Genomic DNA, 17,545 nt, shown 5'->3' with positions numbered 1-17,545 from the left:
CTTCTCCCAAACCAAGGTTTTTGGAAAAGCAGTTACACATAGCGAAATCTGTAAAAATCCTCCCACCGCGACATAGAGGAGGAGAATTGATGGCCGTCATTGGTTATATCCGCGTATCAACAATCGACCAGAACAGCGATTTACAACGTAATGCACTCATAAGCGCAAACTGTGACCGCATTTTTGAAGACCGTATGAGCGGAAAAGTTGCCAGTCGGCCCGGTCTGAAACGCGCTTTAAAGTGCGTTAATAGCGGAGACACCCTGGTCGTGTGGAAACTGGACAGGCTGGGACGCAGCGTTAAGAACCTGATCGCACTGATATCAGAGTTACATGAACGCGGTGCCCACTTCCGCTCTTTAACAGACAGCATTGATACCAGTACAGCCATGGGGCGCTTCTTTTTCCATGTGATGTCGGCGCTGGCGGAGATGGAACGCGAGCTGATCGTCGAACGAACGCTGGCCGGGCTGGCAGCAGCCAGGGCACAGGGACGCGTAGGTGGAAGGCCCAACGCATTAAAAGCGCATGAGCGAGAGCAGATTGGGCGGCTATTGGCGAAGGGGCACACCCGACAGCAGTTGTCCATTATTTACGGGGTAGGGTTATCGACGCTTTACCGATACTTTCCTGTGGATGATCAGAGGAAGGATAACGCAGTAGGAATGTAATTCTTTTGCAAATATTGAAACGCCGCAGCGATGCCATTTATCTCACGGAAATGGGCGCATTTATCGCGCGGCGCATCATTATGCTGGACTGCCTGGGGTTTCATCAACGTCATCGTGATTTACTGCAAAAGTCGCTGGATGTCCCGGTTCTGTTGTCCAATGTGTTGATTGCTCGACTGGCTTCGGAATTGCTGGCGTAATTTTGCGTGACAGGTGGAACGTCAGCCCCCTATATTGGTTCCTAACTTAATCACGAGATAGGGCCAGTTGTATGCTTCAAAGTAATGAATACTTTTCCGGCAAAGTAAAATCGATCGGTTTTACCAGCAGCAGTACTGGCCGCGCCAGTGTAGGTGTGATGGCTGAAGGTGAATATACCTTTGGTACTGCGGCGCCTGAAGAGATGACGGTAGTTAGTGGCGCACTGAACGTGCTGCTGCCAGGGGAAACCGAGTGGAAAGTGTATGCCGCAGGAGACGTGTTTAACGTACCGGGCAACAGCGAGTTTCATCTGCAGGTAGCAGAGCCAACATCCTATCTTTGCCGTTACCTGTAAGCGTAAAAATGATGAATGGCGATATTGAGTCGCCATTCGCTAAACACGGCTTAACGTTGCGCTTCGCCGCCTAATCCTTCCACCAGACTTTTAATCAGCGCCGCCAGTTCACCTGTCATCAGGATGAAATCGGCATCAAAACGCTGAGCATAATCTTCGCGGTCGATATCTTCATTCTGATCGCGCAGCTCGTCGCTGAACTTCAGGCGCTTAATGGAGCCGTCGTCACACATAACGAACTGAATGCGCTGCTGCCAGTCGAGGGCCAGCTTGGTGACCAGTTTGCCCGCTTCGATATGCACGGCGATTTCGTCGCAGACCAGATCCTGCTTTTTCGCGCGGATCACACCGCCGTCTTCAAGGATCGCTTTCAGTTCAGCTTCATCCAGCAGTTGGAAGCCCTGCGCCGTGGTGCCGGAGCGAACCCATTCGGTCAGCGTCAGCTCAATAGGGTTTTCCATCGTCAACGGAACGACCGGCAGCGAACCGAGACTCTTACGCAGCAGCGCCAGCGTATCTTCGGCTTTTTTCGCGCTCGCACAATCAACCATGATCAGATCGTTGACGGTATCGATCCACATCATTGTCTGGCTGAAGCGGCTAAAGGCGCGCGGCAGCAATGAGTGCAGAACTTCATCTTTCAGCGAGTCTTTTTCGGTCTTCTTAAGTTTGCGACCTTGCTCAGCTTCCAGTTTGAATATTTTGGCTTCCAGCGCCTGTTTGATAACCGGCGACGGCAGAATTTTTTCTTCTTTGCGGGCGCAGATAATAATTTGGCCATTGGCGGTATGCGTTAATGCATCGCTGTGCGATCCCATCGGCGGAACCCAGCCCATTTTTGCCATATCCTGGCTACCGCAAGGGGTGAACGTCATTGATGCCAGCTGTTTTTCCATCTCTTCGGCTCGCAAAGAAACATCGCGGCTAAGACGGTAAACCATTAAATTTTTGAACCACAGCATGATAATTTCCACGGCCTTGTCGTTAAATCCAGCGGGCATGATAGCGAATTGTCGCTATGCTTGCATTGTTAATCGGGAAGAGGAGCAAACAGTGCGTATAGGTATCGATTTGGGCGGTACGAAAACGGAAGTTATTGCGCTTGGCGATGCGGGCGAGCAGCTTTTTCGCCATCGCCTGCCCACGCCGCGTGATGATTATCGGCAAACGATAGAAACCATCGCCACGCTGGTGGAGATGGCGGAAAACGCCACCGGGCAGACGGGAACCGTGGGAATGGGCATTCCAGGTTCAATCTCGCCCTACACCGGGGTGGTAAAGAATGCCAACTCGACCTGGCTTAACGGACAACCTTTTGACAAAGACCTGAGTTCGCGTCTGAATCGCGAAGTGCGGTTGGCAAATGATGCCAACTGTCTGGCGGTTTCAGAAGCGGTGGATGGTGCGGCGGCGGGGGCGCAAACCGTGTTTGCGGTGATTATCGGCACTGGATGTGGCGCAGGCGTGGCACTGAATGGTCGGGCGCACACCGGCGGCAACGGTACCGCAGGGGAGTGGGGGCATAATCCGCTGCCGTGGATGGACGAAGATGAGCTGCGTTTTCGACAGGAAGTCCCCTGTTATTGTGGCAAGCAAGGCTGCATTGAAACCTTCATTTCCGGGACCGGTTTTGCCACCGACTACCAGCGTCTGAGCGGTAAGAAGCTCAAAGGTAATGAAATTATCAGCCTTGTTAATGCGCAGGATGCTCTTGCGGAGCAAGCGTTGAGCCGCTATGAGCGTCGTCTGGCGAAATCACTGGCTCATGTGGTGAATATTCTCGATCCGGACGTCATTGTGCTGGGTGGCGGAATGAGCAATGTCGACCGACTGTATCAAAACGTTCCGACGTTGATTAAGCAGTTTGTCTTTGGTGGCGAGTGCGAAACGCCTCTACGCAAGGCGCTACACGGGGATTCCAGCGGTGTACGCGGTGCGGCCTGGCTGTGGCCGCAGGAGTAATGTTCGCGTAGCCGGGTAGCGCAGATGCTATCCGGCAGCGTGTGTCATCTGGGGGACTGCGCGCTTCAAGCGACCGTACAGCAACAGTGACGACATCGCAGAAAACGACAGCAGTGCCGCCGGCAGTGTCACGTAGTTGTAGGCAAAGCCCAGCGTCAGCATCATGCCACCGCAATAAGCGCCAATCGCGCTGCCGAGGTTAAAGGCAATTTGCCCGCCAGCCGCACCCAGCAGCTCCCCTCCTTTAGCATTTTGCAGCAGTAAAATTTGCAGCGGCGCCGACAGGGCAAACAGGCCCGCGCAGCAAATAAAGGCGAAGGTCAGCGACGCGACTTTGATCCCGCCAAAGGCAAAGAGCAACAGCAGAGCCAGCACAATCACGAAGTCGGTTATCACCGCAATGCGCAGCGGCGTATAGCGACCAGACAGCCGACCGCTCAGCAGATTTCCCAACACCATTCCTAATCCTACCAGCATCATGATGAAGGTCATCAGCGATTCGGAGAAGCCGGAGATATACATCATGTACGGTTTGACGTAGCTGAACCAGGCGAAAACCCCGGCGTTACCGAACATGGTGGCGGAGAAAATGAGCCACGGGGCGGGGCTTTTTAAAAAGTGAAATTGTTCGCGCAGTTTTCCTTTTGCTTCATCGCTGATGTTGGGTACCCAAAAAGCGACCGAGACCATCACGGCGATATTAAAGACGGCAATCAGCAGGAACGTATAGCGCCAGCTAAATTCCTGACTCAGCCAGGTGCCGAAAGGAATGCCAACCAGATTGGCAACGGTCATCCCCGAAATCATACCCGCGACGGCGGCGGTGACTTTTCCCGGACGGGCGAGCTTCGACAGGATTATTGCGCCAACGCCAAAAAACGCACCATGCGGGAAGCCGGAGACCAGCCTGCCTACCGCCAGCATAAAATAGGAGGAGGAGAGGGTGAAGATGACGTTGCCAATCACACACAGTGTGACCAGAAACAGCAGAATATGCTTGAGTGAAAAACGGCTGGAAATGAGCGCAATAATGGGGGCACCCAGCACCACGCCAAAGGCGTAAAACGAGATCATATGGCCAGCGGCAGGAATAGAAATTCCCACGTCCCGCGCCAGTTCGGTGAGTACACCCATGATGCCAAACTCGGCCATGCCCAGCCCAAATGTTCCCAGCGCTAAAGAGAAAATGACTTTTTTCATACCACCTGCCAACAAGAAAGACGCAGGATATGCGTCATAGCGGCGAACGTTCGCCGCCAATAGCGATAGCTTGCGGATAAGCGAAGTGGAATGCCATTTCATATCCGTCCCTGAGTATGCAATATTGTGCTACATAGAGTGCCGGATGGCGCTAGCGCTTATCCGGCCTGTGACACCACATCCGCTGGTCGATTACTCCACCGCAAACATCTTGTCGAGTTTGCTGTAGCCCAGACCGTTGATTTTTTTCACCTTGATCTGCACCGGAATGCGTTCTTTCATTGCTTCGACGTGGCTGATGACGCCAATGGTTTTACCGGTAGCGTTGAGCGCATCCAGCGCGTCCAGAGCGGTATCCAGCGTTTCACTGTCCAGCGTGCCGAAGCCTTCGTCGAGGAACAGGGAGTCAATTCGTGTTTTGTGGCTGACCAGATCGGATAATGCCAGCGCCAGCGCCAGACTCACCAGGAAGCTCTCGCCGCCGGAAAGCGTACGCGTGTCACGCACCGCATCGGCCTGCCAGGTATCAACCACTTCCAGCTCTAACGCTTCGCTGGCCTTGCGCTGCAACAAATAGCGACCGTGCAGACGGGTTAACTGGTTGTTGGCAAGCCAGACGAGGTTATCCAGCGTCAGCCCCTGGGCAAATTTGCGGAACTTATCTCCCTCTTTCGAGCCGATCAGCGCATTCAGATACCCCCAGTCTTCGACCTGCTGCGTGACTTTTTCAATCTCCTGCATCAGCGCCTGCTGCTGCTGGCGGTTTTCAGCATCTTGCTTAAGCTGCTGGCGAATTTCGCCCTGACGAGTCGTGTTATCGCGTAGCAGCTGGGTGAGCTGCGCCAGCGCGTCGTGTAGATGTTGTGCGGTAAGCGAGAGATCTACCCCGGTTGGTTGCTGCTGTTGATGAGTCGTCAGCGCCTGCTGGGCCTGATTAAGCAGCGTTTGCGCCTGTTGTTGCTGGCTTTCCAGCGATTGCTTCAACTGCTCAAGACGGTTGAAAGTCTCTTCATCCAGCAGGGCGGCAATAAAGGCGTCATGATTGTCAAAGATGCTGGCCTGCAATGCGGAATCAAACTGCGCCTGAATGTCTGCGGCGCGCTGAACGTCCTGCGCCTCCTGCTGTTGCAAGGTTTGCCACTGTCCCTGTAAAGAGAGGCAATCGTCGTGCACCTGCCGCCAGTTTTCCAGCGACAAATCCTCAATGTCTTCAGAAAGCGCCTCGGTTTCTGGCAGCGTTTCCAGCAGCGGCGCAAGCTGGGCAATCCGGGTCTGTAACTCGGTCAGTTCATTCTGGCGCTGTTGCCACATTTGCGCTTCGTTCGCCCGTTCGCTTAGCCATGAGGCAACGTTATCCTCGGGCGGAAGGGCCAGACCATGACGGGCCAGCTCGACGGTTAGCATCGCCTGGCGCTGGTCAATATGCTGCTGGAGCTGGGTAATCTGCTCGGTATGGGCTGCGATTTGCGCCTGCAGGGTATGACGCAGGCTCAACTGGTGAAGCTGTTGTTCGTGCTCTTCCTGAGCGGCCAGCCACGGGGCAATGTCATCCTGCGGTTGTAGCGTGACGTTGAGGCTGGCGGTGACGGTCAGCCACTCTTGAGTAAGTGCTTGCTCCTCCTGAGAAAGCGTCTGTGCTTCGCGTTCATCCCGCTGAAGTTGCTGCGTGATCGCCTCAAGCTGGCCGCGTAACGTGGAACCTTCATCGGCCAGTGTTTTGACCTCTTTTTCCAGCGCTTCACGCCGCGTCTGATTCACGCTCAGTTCGAGCGTTTGATAGCGTTCAATCGCCGGATGTGCGGTGGAGCCGCATAGCGGGCAAGGCATGCCGGATTGCAATAATACCCGTTGGCTTTCCAGATCTTTGATGCGGGCTTCCTGCTCGCAAATGACTTTTACATCGGTAAGTTGCTGATTTTTATCTTTATAGTGCTGACGTTTTTCGGCAAGCACCGCGTTGCGCTGAGTTAGCTCTTGCTGACGCTGTACAAGCGTGGCGCGTAACTGTGCCAGTTGCTTTTGCTTCGGGGCGATTTGCCCGTGCAGATTGCTCAGCCGCTGGCGTAGCGGACGAAGCTGCACATGTTGTGCCAACGCATCCGTTACCTCCTGCGGCGAAAGGGTCAGCGCGGGAAGCGTTAGTGCATTGAGCTTACGGGTGTCGTTCTCCCGCAACTGCTGCCACTGGCGTAGCTGGGTGCTGGCGTCGGACTGTTGCGCCAGAAGCGCTTTCCATCCTGCCAGTTCGCTACTCCATAAGCGGAAGCGGTCATGTTCGTTCAGCCAGTCGGTTAACGTCTGTTGTTCGGCGAGTATCGCGGTCGATTGCGTGTGCGCCTGCTGACGGATGCGCCCGCGCAGCGCTAAGCTGCTTTGTAAGCGAGTATTCACTTCCTGAATCTTCTGGCGCGTACGCTCGATAGTAGCCGTTTGTTCCTGGATTCGCTCCCAGTGAGGGCGCAATGCTCTGGCTGGCTGCGCCAGGCTCAGCGCTGCCAGCTGCGGCTGCGCGTCTTCTTGCGCCTGAAGTGCTGCCTGTAATGCCTGCTGGTGGCGGTTTATGTCCGTCTGAAGCTCATTTTGCCGAATAAGCCAGTTGAGGTGCTGTTGCTGGGTTTGTTGGCTGGTAAGGTATTGTTTTTCTTCGTCAGTAAGTACCTGCAAACTTTCCGTCAGGGACTGCACCTGCTCTGGTGCTAACAGCGCCACGCCGCTGGCCTGGGCCTGCAGTTTTTCCAGCTCCGTACGCGCCGACTTGTGCTTTTCAAACACCATGGCGGAGATTTGGCCGTAGATCTCAGTACCGGTTAACTCTTCCAGCAGCTCGGCGCGCTCTTTCGGTTTGGCATTAAGAAAGGCGGCAAACTGCCCCTGAGACAGCAGCATCGAACGGGTAAAACGCCCGTAATCCAGCCCGGTAAGCTCGGCGGTCATCTCCAGCTTGTCTTTGACTTTATCGGCGAGGATTTTACCGTCAGCGCAGCGGGCCAGCTCTACGCGCGGGACCTGCAGGTTGCCCTCAGGCTGGTTGCGTGCCCGGTTCTGACTCCAGAATGCGCGGTAGGCTTCGCCGCGCACCTCAAACTCGACCTCGGCAAGACACTCCGCGGTGTCGCGGGTCATCAGGTCATTTTGCGACTGTGACACGGTATTCAGGCGTGGCGTTTCGTGGTACAGGGCGAGGCATATCGCGTCCAGCAGGGTGGTTTTCCCCGCGCCCGTTGGCCCGGTGATGGCGAACAACCCGTTGCTGGCAAAAGGTTCTGCCGTGAAATCGACTTTCCATTCTCCCTTCAGGGAGTTGAGGTTCTTCAGGCGCAGGCTGAGAATTTTCATGCTTCACTCTCCCCGGCAAGCGAGTGTAAGGTTGCGCTAAACAGCTGATTCAACCGCTCGCGCTGAGGCTCCTCGAGCTCTTCCAGCGCCAGGCGGCGGTCAAAAACTTCCGTTACGCTCAGCTCGCTTAATGTTTCGCGTCGTTCACTGGCCATAATACGTTCACGTTGTTCCCGACTGCGGCGCACCAGTAACACCTCTACCGGTAAATCTTCGGTTAAGGCCTGGATCTTACGTTGCATGTCATGCAGATAGTCGTCGGTGGTGATTTCAATATCCAGCCATATCGGCGGCTCTTGTGGTACGTTACGCCACTGTTCAAGCTGGGTGGTAATGGCAGCTAAATCGCCTTTCAGTACTGCAAGCGGCTGGGTGACCGGTACGGTGAGATTTTCAACGGCGCTGAGTTTCCCCGCTTCAAAGCTCACCAGATGTACACATTTGCTTTTGCCGCATTCGTCAAAACTGAGTGCGATCGGCGAACCGCAGTAGCGAATATGTTCCGTGCCGCCGATAATCTGCGCCCGGTGAATATGACCCAGCGCGATGTAGTCCGCCGGTGGAAAGTTTTGCGCCGGAAAGGCGTCCAGCGTACCGATATAAATGTCACGTACGGCGTCACTTTTACTGGCGCCAACGGTGGTCAAATGCCCGGTCGCAATGATGGGCAGGTTTCGATCGCCACGCAGCGTGCAGGCGTCCTGATACTGCTGCTGGTAATAGTCGGTGATCGCCCCCAGCAAATGCTGCTGTTTTTCTTGTCCGGTTAGCCCGGCTTGGCTGGTAATGATGTCACGTGGTCGTAAGAAAGGAACCGGGCACAGGATCGCCCCCGGCGTGCCATCACGTTGCGGCAGTACCTGCGGCGCATGGCCGGCGCTGGCAACGACCGTGGTGTTGAGAAACGCCAGAATATCGCGGGATTCATTGAGCGTGGCGACGGAGTCGTGGTTGCCTGCCAGCACCACCAGATGACAGCCGGTTTGCTGTAAATTAACGACAAAACGGTTATACAGCTCACGGGCGTAGCTTGGCGGAGAGCCGGTATCAAAAATATCACCCGCCACAATAATGGCATCCACCTGCTGGGATTGTGCCGTCTCCAGCAGCCAGTCGAGAAAGGCCTGATGTTCAGCGGCGCGGCTCTTGCTGTAGAAATTTTGGCCCAGATGCCAGTCAGACGTGTGAAGGATGCGCATAAGAGTTCCATGACGATAAAACAGTGGCGGGGATTATAACCTTTCAAGGACGGTAATATCTTGTCTCCGGGCTGTCATAATTCGTCGGGCTGCGTTAAACCTGGGCTATCTTTTCATAAATCTGTCATAAAACTGACGCATAATGGCACCGTATTGATGGCAAACGATTTAATTATAAACAGGGCAAATCATGGCGAGACGTATTCTGGTCGTAGAAGATGAAGCTCCAATTCGTGAAATGGTCTGCTTCGTGCTCGAGCAAAACGGTTTTCAACCCGTAGAAGCCGAAGACTATGACAGTGCTGTGAACCAACTCAATGAACCCTGGCCGGATCTCGTCCTGCTTGACTGGATGCTTCCCGGCGGCTCGGGTCTACAGTTTATTAAGCATCTCAAGCGCGAAGCCATGACACGGGACATACCCGTGATGATGCTGACGGCGAGGGGAGAAGAGGAAGATCGCGTCCGGGGTCTGGAAACCGGTGCGGATGACTATATTACCAAGCCGTTTTCTCCCAAGGAGCTGGTGGCGCGTATTAAAGCTGTGCTGCGTCGAATTTCCCCCATGGCGGTGGAAGAGGTTATTGAGATGCAGGGGCTGAGTCTTGATCCCACTTCGCATCGCGTGATGACCGGCGAGGATCCGCTGGATATGGGGCCGACCGAATTCAAACTGTTGCACTTCTTTATGACTCACCCTGAGCGTGTCTACAGCCGTGAACAACTCCTCAATCATGTCTGGGGAACCAATGTCTACGTGGAAGACCGGACAGTGGATGTGCATATCCGCCGCTTACGTAAAGCGCTGGAGCACAGCGGACACGATCGTATGGTGCAGACGGTTCGCGGGACGGGATATCGTTTTTCGACCCGCTTCTGACTGACAAGAATCATGGCCTGATGGATTAGGCCGTAAATGGAGTAAGACGTTTGCTAGAACGATTGTCATGGAAAAGGTTGGTACTGGAGCTGATCCTGTGCTGCATACCGGCATTTATCCTTAGCGCTTTTTTCGGTTACCTGCCCTGGTTTTTACTGGCGTCGGTAACGGGCCTGCTTATCTGGCATTTCTGGAATCTATTACGTTTGTCCTGGTGGCTATGGGTCGACAGAAGCATGACGCCGCCGCCGGGGCGAGGCAGTTGGGAGCCGCTGTTATATGGGCTGCATCAAATGCAGCTTCGCAACAAAAAGCGCCGTCGAGAACTGGGTAACCTGATTAAACGTTTTCGCAGCGGGGCGGAATCGCTACCCGACGCGGTGGTGTTGACCACCGAAGAAGGCGGTATCTTCTGGTGTAACGGACTGGCTCAGCAGGTTCTGGGACTGCGCTGGCCGGACGATAGCGGGCAAAATATTCTTAACCTGCTTCGCTATCCGGAATTCACACAATATCTGAAAACGCGCGACTTTAGCCGGCCTATCAATCTGGTGCTCAATACCGGACGGCATCTGGAAATTCGCGTGATGCCCTACACCGATAAGCAACTGCTAATGGTGGCGCGCGACGTTACCCAGATGCACCAACTTGAAGGTTCACGACGTAACTTTTTTGCCAACGCCAGCCATGAGCTGCGTACGCCGCTGACGGTGTTACAGGGTTATCTGGAAATGATGCAGGAGCATCCGCTGGAAGGGACAACGCGCGAAAAAGCGCTGCATACCATGCGTGAACAAACGTACCGTATGGAAGGTCTGGTGAAACAGCTGCTGACGCTGTCAAAAATTGAAGCTGCGCCGACGTTGCAGCTGAATGAGAAAGTCGATGTGCCCATGATGCTGCGCGTGATCGAGCACGAAGCGCAAACCCTGAGCCAGCATAAACATACGTTTACCTTTGATGTCGATAACAGCCTGAACGTGCGAGGCAACGAGGAGCAGTTGCGTAGCGCTATCTCGAATCTCGTGTACAACGCGGTTAACCACACACCAGCGGGAACGCACATTACCGTACGCTGGCAGCATGTGGCGTCGGGGGCGGAGTTTTGCGTGGAAGACAACGGTCCGGGCATTGCCCCCGAGCATATACCACGTTTGACCGAGCGTTTTTATCGTGTGGATAAGGCGAGATCGAGACAAACGGGCGGTAGCGGGCTGGGTCTGGCTATCGTGAAACATGCGCTGCATCATCACGACAGCCGTTTGAACATCGAAAGCGAACCAGGCAAAGTGACGCGATTTAGTTTCATGATCCCGGAACGTTTCATTGCCAAAAGTAACGGCTAAGACGTATTCGTAAGATAATCTTTCCAAAAGCCAGCGCAAGCTGGTTTTTTTATGTGGTCAATAGATGCCTCCTGAATTTTACGATGTTTGATTGTTTTTTGTTCGAATTATTACCCATACCTTTTTCCATGAAATGGTTTTTTGTGCTAACCCTATTTTTCATATCGCTATATTGTTCTGGTTTTTGGATCCCACCTTGCTTTAAAACGTTATAAGCGTTTAAATTGCGCTCCAGGTGCTGTCATACCGACTGCATTTACGCGGTAAATCGAAAAACTATTCTTCGCCGCGCCAGGTCGGGAGTGTTTCCCGCTGGAATTGAGCAAAAATGCCGCTGTATTGTCCCCCAGGGAAAGGCAAAAATTTACTATTTTCAACACCACATCCACAGGCAGTAAGACTTTATGACCCATCAGTTAAAATCGCGCGATATTATCGCTTTGGGATTTATGACATTTGCACTGTTCGTTGGTGCAGGTAACATCATCTTCCCCCCAATGGTTGGTTTGCAGGCAGGTGAACACGTCTGGACTGCGGCTTTTGGCTTTTTGATTACCGCCGTTGGCCTGCCGGTACTTACCGTTGTCGCGCTGGCGAAAGTCGGCGGTGGTGTGGACCGACTGAGCACGCCTATCGGTAAAGTTGCCGGTCTGCTGCTGGCGACCGTTTGCTATCTGGCCGTTGGGCCGTTATTTGCTACCCCGCGTACCGCGACGGTCTCTTTCGAAGTCGGGATTGCACCGCTGACTGGTGACTCTGCGCTGCCGCTGTTTATCTATAGCGTTATCTATTTCGCAATTGTCATTCTGGTTTCGCTTTATCCAGGCAAACTGCTGGATACGGTGGGTAATTTCCTGGCACCGCTGAAAATCCTGGCGCTGGTGGTCCTGTCTGTCGCTGCAATCGTCTGGCCTGCAGGCCCGATCAGTAATGCGATGGAAGCCTATCAAACTGCGGCGTTTTCTAATGGCTTCGTGAACGGGTATCTGACCATGGATACGCTGGGCGCGATGGTGTTTGGTATTGTTATCGTTAACGCCGCTCGCTCGCGTGGTGTTACTGAAGCGCGTCTGCTGACCCGTTACACCGTTTGGGCGGGTTTAATGGCGGGTGTGGGCTTAACGCTGCTGTATCTCGCGCTGTTCCGTCTGGGTTCAGATAGCGCGATTCTGGTCGATCAGTCTGCTAACGGCGCGGCGATTCTGCATGCGTATGTTCAGCACACCTTTGGCGGTGCAGGTAGCTTCCTGCTGGCGGCGCTGATTTTCATCGCCTGTCTGGTCACCGCGGTTGGCCTGACCTGCGCCTGCGCAGAGTTCTTTGCCCAGTACGTTCCACTGTCTTATCGTACGCTGGTATTTATCCTCGGCGGCTTCTCGATGGTGGTTTCTAACCTGGGTCTGAGCCATCTGATTCAGATCTCTATTCCGGTGCTGACGGCTATCTATCCGCCATGTATCGCACTGGTTGTATTAAGCTTTACCCGCTCATGGTGGCATAATTCTTCCCGCGTCATTGCACCTGCGATGTTTATCAGCCTGATTTTTGGTATCCTTGATGGCATTAAAGCTTCTGCAATTGGCGACGTGTTACCGGCCTGGACCCAGCGTTTACCGTTGGCGGAGCAGGGGCTGGCGTGGTTGATGCCAACAGTCGTGATGGTGGTCCTGGCAGTTATCTGGGATCGCGCCGCGGGTCGACAAGTGACCTCCAGCGCACACTAATATCACTGACAATAAGTTTTAACCACGGGGCTATTAACATGGCCCCGTGGTTTTTTTATTGTGTTAACAGGTTAGGAATCGATGGAAAGTAATAACAAGCTAAAGCGTGGGCTGAGCACCCGGCACATCCGCTTTATGGCATTAGGTTCAGCAATTGGTACCGGGCTGTTTTACGGCTCGGCCGACGCCATCAAAATGGCGGGGCCAAGCGTGTTGCTGGCCTATATTATCGGCGGTGTCGCAGCGTACATTATTATGCGTGCGCTGGGCGAAATGTCTGTTCATAACCCGGCAGCCAGCTCCTTCTCGCGCTATGCGCAGGAAAACCTCGGACCGCTGGCAGGCTACATTACCGGCTGGACCTACTGTTTTGAAATCCTGATTGTCGCCATTGCCGACGTGACAGCCTTCGGCATATACATGGGCGTCTGGTTCCCGGCGGTACCGCACTGGATTTGGGTACTCAGCGTGGTGCTGATTATCTGCGCCATCAACCTGATGAGCGTGAAGGTGTTTGGTGAGCTGGAGTTCTGGTTCTCGTTCTTCAAAGTCGCCACCATTATCATCATGATTGTTGCCGGTTTCGGTACCATCATTTGGGGGATTGGCAACGGCGGACAACCAACCGGTATCCATAACTTATGGAGCAACGGTGGCTTCTTCAGCAACGGCTGGCTCGGCATGGTGATGTCGCTGCAAATGGTGATGTTTGCCTATGGCGGGATTGAGATTATCGGGATTACCGCAGGCGAAGCCAAAGATCCGGAAAAATCTATTCCGCGCGCCATCAATTCCGTACCAATGCGTATCCTGGTGTTTTATGTGGGGACGCTGTTCGTCATTATGTCTATCTACCCGTGGAACCAGGTGGGTACCGACGGTAGCCCGTTCGTTATGACGTTCCAGCATATGGGTATTACCTTTGCTGCCGGGATCCTCAACTTTGTGGTTCTGACTGCGTCGCTGTCGGCTATTAACTCTGACGTCTTCGGTGTGGGGCGTATGCTGCACGGCATGGCGGAGCAGGGCAGTGCCCCGAAAATGTTCGCCAAGACGTCGCGTCGTGGCGTGCCGTGGGTGACGGTAATGGTGATGACTATCGCGCTGCTGTTTGCGGTGTATCTTAACTACATCATGCCGGAAAACGTCTTCCTGGTGATCGCCTCTTTGGCGACTTTCGCCACGGTATGGGTGTGGATTATGATCCTGTTGTCGCAGATTGCTTTCCGTCGTCGTCTGCCGCCGGAAGAGGTCAAAGCGCTGAAATTTAAAGTACCGGGTGGGGTAACGACGACTGTTGTTGGCCTGATTTTCCTGGTCTTTATCATCGCGCTCATCGGCTATCATCCGGATACCCGCATTTCGCTGTACGTCGGCTTTGCGTGGATTGTTCTGCTGCTGGTCGGCTGGGGATTCAAGCGCCGTCGCGAGCGCCAACTGGCTGAAGCACAGTAATTTTTTTGCCGGGTAGCTTTGCGTTACCCGGCAATTTTCTCCTCCCCCGAACTCCTCCCCCAATAAACGTTAAGATGATGAGTGATCCTGCACTTCGCTATGGCAAGGTGACGTCATTATCATCAAAGGGGATACGTGATGTTGAACGCCTGGCACCTTCCGGTTGCCCCATTTGTTAAGCAAAACAAAGATCAACTGACGATTACATTATGGTTGGCGGGGGAAAATCCACCCCAGCGGGTGACGCTACGCGCAGAAAATGATAACGAAGAGATTTCGCTGGCTATGCACAAGCAGCGCAGCCAGCCGCAGCCGGGCGTGACCGCGTGGCGAGCGGCGATCAATCTCTCCAGCGGGCAGTCTCGTCGACGCTATAGCTTTAAATTACTTTGGCCCGATCGCCAGCTGTGGTTCACCCCACAGGGATTCAGCCGTTTTCCGCCTGCGCGTCTGGAGCAGTTTGCGGTTGATGTGCCGGATAACGGTCCGCAGTGGGTTGCCGATCAGATTTTCTATCAAATTTTCCCGGACCGTTTTGCCCGCAGCCAGTCGCGTGAAGCGGGCCAGGATAACGTCTATTACCACCACGCCGCCGGACACGACATCTTACGGCGCGAATGGGACGAACCGCTTACGGCTCTGGCCGGTGGCTCCACGTTCTATGGCGGTGATTTGGACGGCATCAGCGAAAAGCTACCGTACCTGAAAACGTTAGGGGTCACGGCGCTGTACCTGAATCCTGTATTTACCGCCCCGAGCGTGCATAAATACGATACCGAAGATTACCGTCATGTTGATCCGCAATTTGGCGGCGACAGGGCGCTACTGCGTCTGCGGCACAACACCCAACAGCAGGGCATGCGTCTGATTCTCGACGGCGTCTTTAACCATAGCGGCGATTCGCACGCCTGGTTTGACCGACATAATCGGGGGACGGACGGGGCGTGCCATAATCCAGAATCCCCCTGGCGCGACTGGTATCATTTCTCAGCCGACGGCGTTGCGCTCGACTGGCTGGGATATTCCAGCCTGCCCAAGCTGGACTTTTCTTCGGAAAGCCTGGTGAATGAAATTTATCGTGGTGAAGACAGTATCGTCCGCCACTGGCTGAAAGCGCCGTGGAGTATGGACGGCTGGCGTCTTGATGTGGTGCACATGCTGGGAGAGGCCGGAGGCGCACGTAACAACCTACAACATGTGGCCGGAATTACGCAGGCGGCAAAAGAAACCCAGCCAGAGGCGTATGTGGTGGGTGAGCATTTTGGCGATGCGCGCCAGTGGTTGCAGGCTGATGCAGAAGATGCCGCCATGAACTATCGCGGCTTTACTTTCCCCCTCTGGGGATTCCTCGCCAATACCGATATCTCATACGACCCGCAATCCATTGATGCCCAGACCTGTATGGCGTGGATGGATAACTACCGCGCGGGGTTGTCGCATCAGCAACAGCTGCGGATGTTTAATCAGCTCGACAGCCACGATACCGCCCGCTTTAAATCTCTGCTCGGTAAAGACGTCGCACGGTTACCGCTAGCGGTGGTATGGCTGTTTACCTGGCCTGGCGTGCCCTGTATTTACTACGGTGACGAAGTGGGGCTGGACGGGAACAACGATCCGTTTTGTCGCAAACCGTTCCCGTGGCAGCCTGAAAAACAGGACGCTACTCTGCTGGCGTTGTATCAGCGGCTGGCAAAATTACGCCACCAGAATCAGGCGCTTCGCCACGGTGGTTGCCAGGTGATTTACGCCGAGGATAACGTGGTGGTGTTTGTTCGCGTGCTAAACCGACAGCGCGTACTGGTGGCGATTAACCGTGGCCACGCTTGTGAAGTGGTCCTGCCAGCCTCGCCATTACTGAGCGTGAGTCAATGGCAGCACAAAGAGGGCAACGGTATGCTTACCGACGATATCCTGACGCTGCCGGCGATTTCCGCCTCGGTATGGATAGGTCATTGATATAAGCGCGCAATCTCCGGGCTTGCCAGCAGCGTTTCCCGCCACCAGCGCTGTGCCAGCCCATCGCGGTTATTGCGCCATGCCATATAAGCCACGTCTTTTTGGCGAAATGAGATAACCGTTTTTTCCACCAGCTCGCCCGCGGTAAGCCACGGGCTGGCAATATGGCGGGGGAGAAATCCGCAGCCCATACCGGCCCGCAGTAGCATCACCTTACTGTGGAAGTCATCGACGCGGATTTGCGCCTGTTCCTCCATCAGATTGGTTTGTAACGGATGGCAGAAGCGGGCGCTGTCGCTGATAACAATCGCGCGATGCAGGCATAACTGTTCGTTGGTCAGGCCGTCTGCTGCTGCGGCCAGCGGATGCTCAGGCGCAACGACAAACACATTGTCCAACGTGCCGAGCATTTTATAGGACCAGGCTGCAGACGTTGGCGGTTCATTAATTGCCCCCAGAATAATATCGGCTCCATTATGGGTCAGTTCCTCCCAGGAGCCCGCCAGCGTATGGTGGGTAAAACTGAGGCGAGTTTGCTTATTCAGCGCATGAAATTCATCGATAATGGGCAACAGCGCAGCGAAAGGGAAGGAGTCGTCCAGCGCAATTGCCAGCTCTTTTTCCCAGCCTGAACTCAGCTGTACCGCCTGTTTTTCGAGATCTTTTGCCGCATTCAGCAGCAAACGCCCTTTTTCCAGCATCATCTGTCCGGTATCGGTAAATTTTGCCCGGTGCCCGGAACGGTCAAGCAGCTCGATATTCAAATCGCTTTCCAGCTTCTGAATCATATAGCTGAGTGCGGCAGGGGTTTTAAACAGCGACTCGGCCGCTGCGGCAAATGAACCCTGTTTGTCGAGAGCGTCGAGAATAAGGGAAGGTGCGAATAAGCAGGTCATTTCTTCCCAAGCTGACTCGCTGATTAAAATTTCGCGGATCTGGGCCGATTTTTTTCCCGCAAACACATCGAATCAGCCTATTTAGGCTATTTTTTCCACCATTTCTGGCGTTATTTCCGGTTTTTACTGAGATCTCTCCCACTGACGTATCATTTGGTCCACCCGAAACAGGTTGGCCAGGGTGAATAACATCGCCAGTTGGTTATCGTTTTTCAGCAGCCCCTTGTATCTGGCTTTCACGAAGCCGAACTGCCGCTTGATGATGCGAAACGGGTGCTCCACCTTGGCACGGATGCTGGCTTTCATGTATTCGATGTTGATGGCCGTTTTGTTCTTGCGCGGATGCTGCTTCAAGGTTTTTACC

The 17,545-nt window shown here is 54.2% G+C and carries 14 protein-coding genes and 1 pseudogene; 9 read left to right on the top strand and 6 right to left on the bottom strand.

Annotation, left to right across the window (positions count from 1 at the left end; genetic code table 11):
* Window positions 1–89 precede the first annotated feature (89 nt).
* From OGY18_RS11890 to ppnP, 3 genes and pseudogenes are all read left to right on the top strand, one after another.
* Window positions 90–671, top strand: coding sequence for a recombinase family protein (locus tag OGY18_RS11890; RefSeq protein ID WP_128299275.1), 582 nt, complete (start codon window positions 90–92; stop codon window positions 669–671).
* A 74-nt stretch (window positions 672–745) separates the two neighbouring features.
* A pseudogene (locus tag OGY18_RS11885) lies at window positions 746–871 on the top strand (AroM family protein); the annotation flags it as partial.
* A gap of 71 nt (window positions 872–942) precedes the next feature.
* Window positions 943–1,227, top strand: coding sequence for a pyrimidine/purine nucleoside phosphorylase (gene ppnP / locus OGY18_RS11880; RefSeq protein ID WP_003021477.1), 285 nt, complete (start codon window positions 943–945; stop codon window positions 1,225–1,227).
* Window positions 1,228–1,277: 50 nt separating this feature from the next.
* Here ppnP and rdgC read toward each other — a convergent pair whose 3' ends face one another.
* Window positions 1,278–2,189 (bottom strand): recombination-associated protein RdgC, encoded by a 912-nt coding sequence (gene rdgC / locus OGY18_RS11875; RefSeq protein ID WP_003021479.1) that lies wholly within the window; start codon window positions 2,187–2,189, stop codon window positions 1,278–1,280.
* Between the two features lie 91 nt (window positions 2,190–2,280).
* On the opposite strand from rdgC, the gene mak reads away from it, so the two are divergent.
* Entirely contained in the window at window positions 2,281–3,189 is a 909-nt protein-coding gene (gene mak / locus OGY18_RS11870; protein ID WP_063941294.1) for a fructokinase, read from the top strand.
* 27 nt (window positions 3,190–3,216) lie between these two features.
* Here mak and araJ read toward each other — a convergent pair whose 3' ends face one another.
* From araJ to sbcD, 3 genes are all read right to left on the bottom strand, one after another.
* Window positions 3,217–4,389, bottom strand: coding sequence for an MFS transporter AraJ (gene araJ / locus OGY18_RS11865; RefSeq protein WP_286553108.1), 1,173 nt, complete (start codon window positions 4,387–4,389; stop codon window positions 3,217–3,219).
* A 192-nt stretch (window positions 4,390–4,581) separates the two neighbouring features.
* Window positions 4,582–7,725, bottom strand: coding sequence for an exonuclease subunit SbcC (gene sbcC, locus OGY18_RS11860; protein WP_286553105.1), 3,144 nt, complete (start codon window positions 7,723–7,725; stop codon window positions 4,582–4,584).
* Entirely contained in the window at window positions 7,722–8,924 is a 1,203-nt protein-coding gene (gene sbcD, locus OGY18_RS11855) for an exonuclease subunit SbcD (protein ID WP_148362353.1), read from the bottom strand. The genes sbcC and sbcD overlap by 4 nt, the downstream gene beginning before the upstream one ends.
* Before the next feature lie 190 nt (window positions 8,925–9,114).
* Between sbcD and phoB the strand changes: the two genes are divergently transcribed.
* The 5 genes from phoB to malZ all read left to right on the top strand — a co-directional run bounded on the left by phoB (window position 9,115) and on the right by malZ (window position 16,285).
* Window positions 9,115–9,804 carry a phosphate response regulator transcription factor PhoB gene (gene phoB, locus OGY18_RS11850; protein WP_003021496.1) on the top strand — a complete coding sequence of 230 codons (690 nt, stop codon included), beginning with the start codon at window positions 9,115–9,117 and terminating at the stop codon, window positions 9,802–9,804.
* Between the two features lie 50 nt (window positions 9,805–9,854).
* Window positions 9,855–11,150, top strand: a complete 1,296-nt coding sequence (phoR, locus tag OGY18_RS11845) for a phosphate regulon sensor histidine kinase PhoR (protein ID WP_286546374.1) — start codon at window positions 9,855–9,857, stop codon at window positions 11,148–11,150.
* A gap of 404 nt (window positions 11,151–11,554) precedes the next feature.
* A complete protein-coding gene (brnQ, locus tag OGY18_RS11840; RefSeq protein ID WP_003021501.1) occupies window positions 11,555–12,874 on the top strand; it encodes a branched-chain amino acid transporter carrier protein BrnQ in 1,320 nt (439 codons plus the stop codon).
* An 81-nt stretch (window positions 12,875–12,955) separates the two neighbouring features.
* The gene (gene proY, locus OGY18_RS11835; protein WP_286553103.1) at window positions 12,956–14,329 is read left to right on the top strand and encodes a proline-specific permease ProY; all 1,374 of its coding nucleotides are present in this window, start codon (window positions 12,956–12,958) and stop codon (window positions 14,327–14,329) included.
* Between the two features lie 138 nt (window positions 14,330–14,467).
* Window positions 14,468–16,285, top strand: a complete 1,818-nt coding sequence (gene malZ / locus OGY18_RS11830; protein ID WP_286553100.1) for a maltodextrin glucosidase — start codon at window positions 14,468–14,470, stop codon at window positions 16,283–16,285.
* Here the strand turns inward: malZ and OGY18_RS11825 are convergent.
* Together OGY18_RS11825 and OGY18_RS11820 are read right to left on the bottom strand one after the other, a co-directional pair.
* On the bottom strand, window positions 16,279–17,181 hold the full coding sequence (locus OGY18_RS11825; protein WP_286553098.1) for a LysR family transcriptional regulator: 903 nt from the start codon (window positions 17,179–17,181) through the stop codon (window positions 16,279–16,281). The genes malZ and OGY18_RS11825 overlap by 7 nt on opposite strands.
* A gap of 123 nt (window positions 17,182–17,304) precedes the next feature.
* A partial coding sequence (locus OGY18_RS11820; protein ID WP_032174470.1) for an IS5/IS1182 family transposase occupies window positions 17,305–17,545 on the bottom strand: 241 nt, incomplete at its 5' end.

This window comes from Citrobacter sp. Cpo142, assembly GCF_030332425.1.
Lineage (GTDB): Bacteria > Pseudomonadota > Gammaproteobacteria > Enterobacterales > Enterobacteriaceae > Citrobacter > Citrobacter portucalensis.
This window is presented reverse-complemented; position numbering and strand designations above follow the sequence as displayed.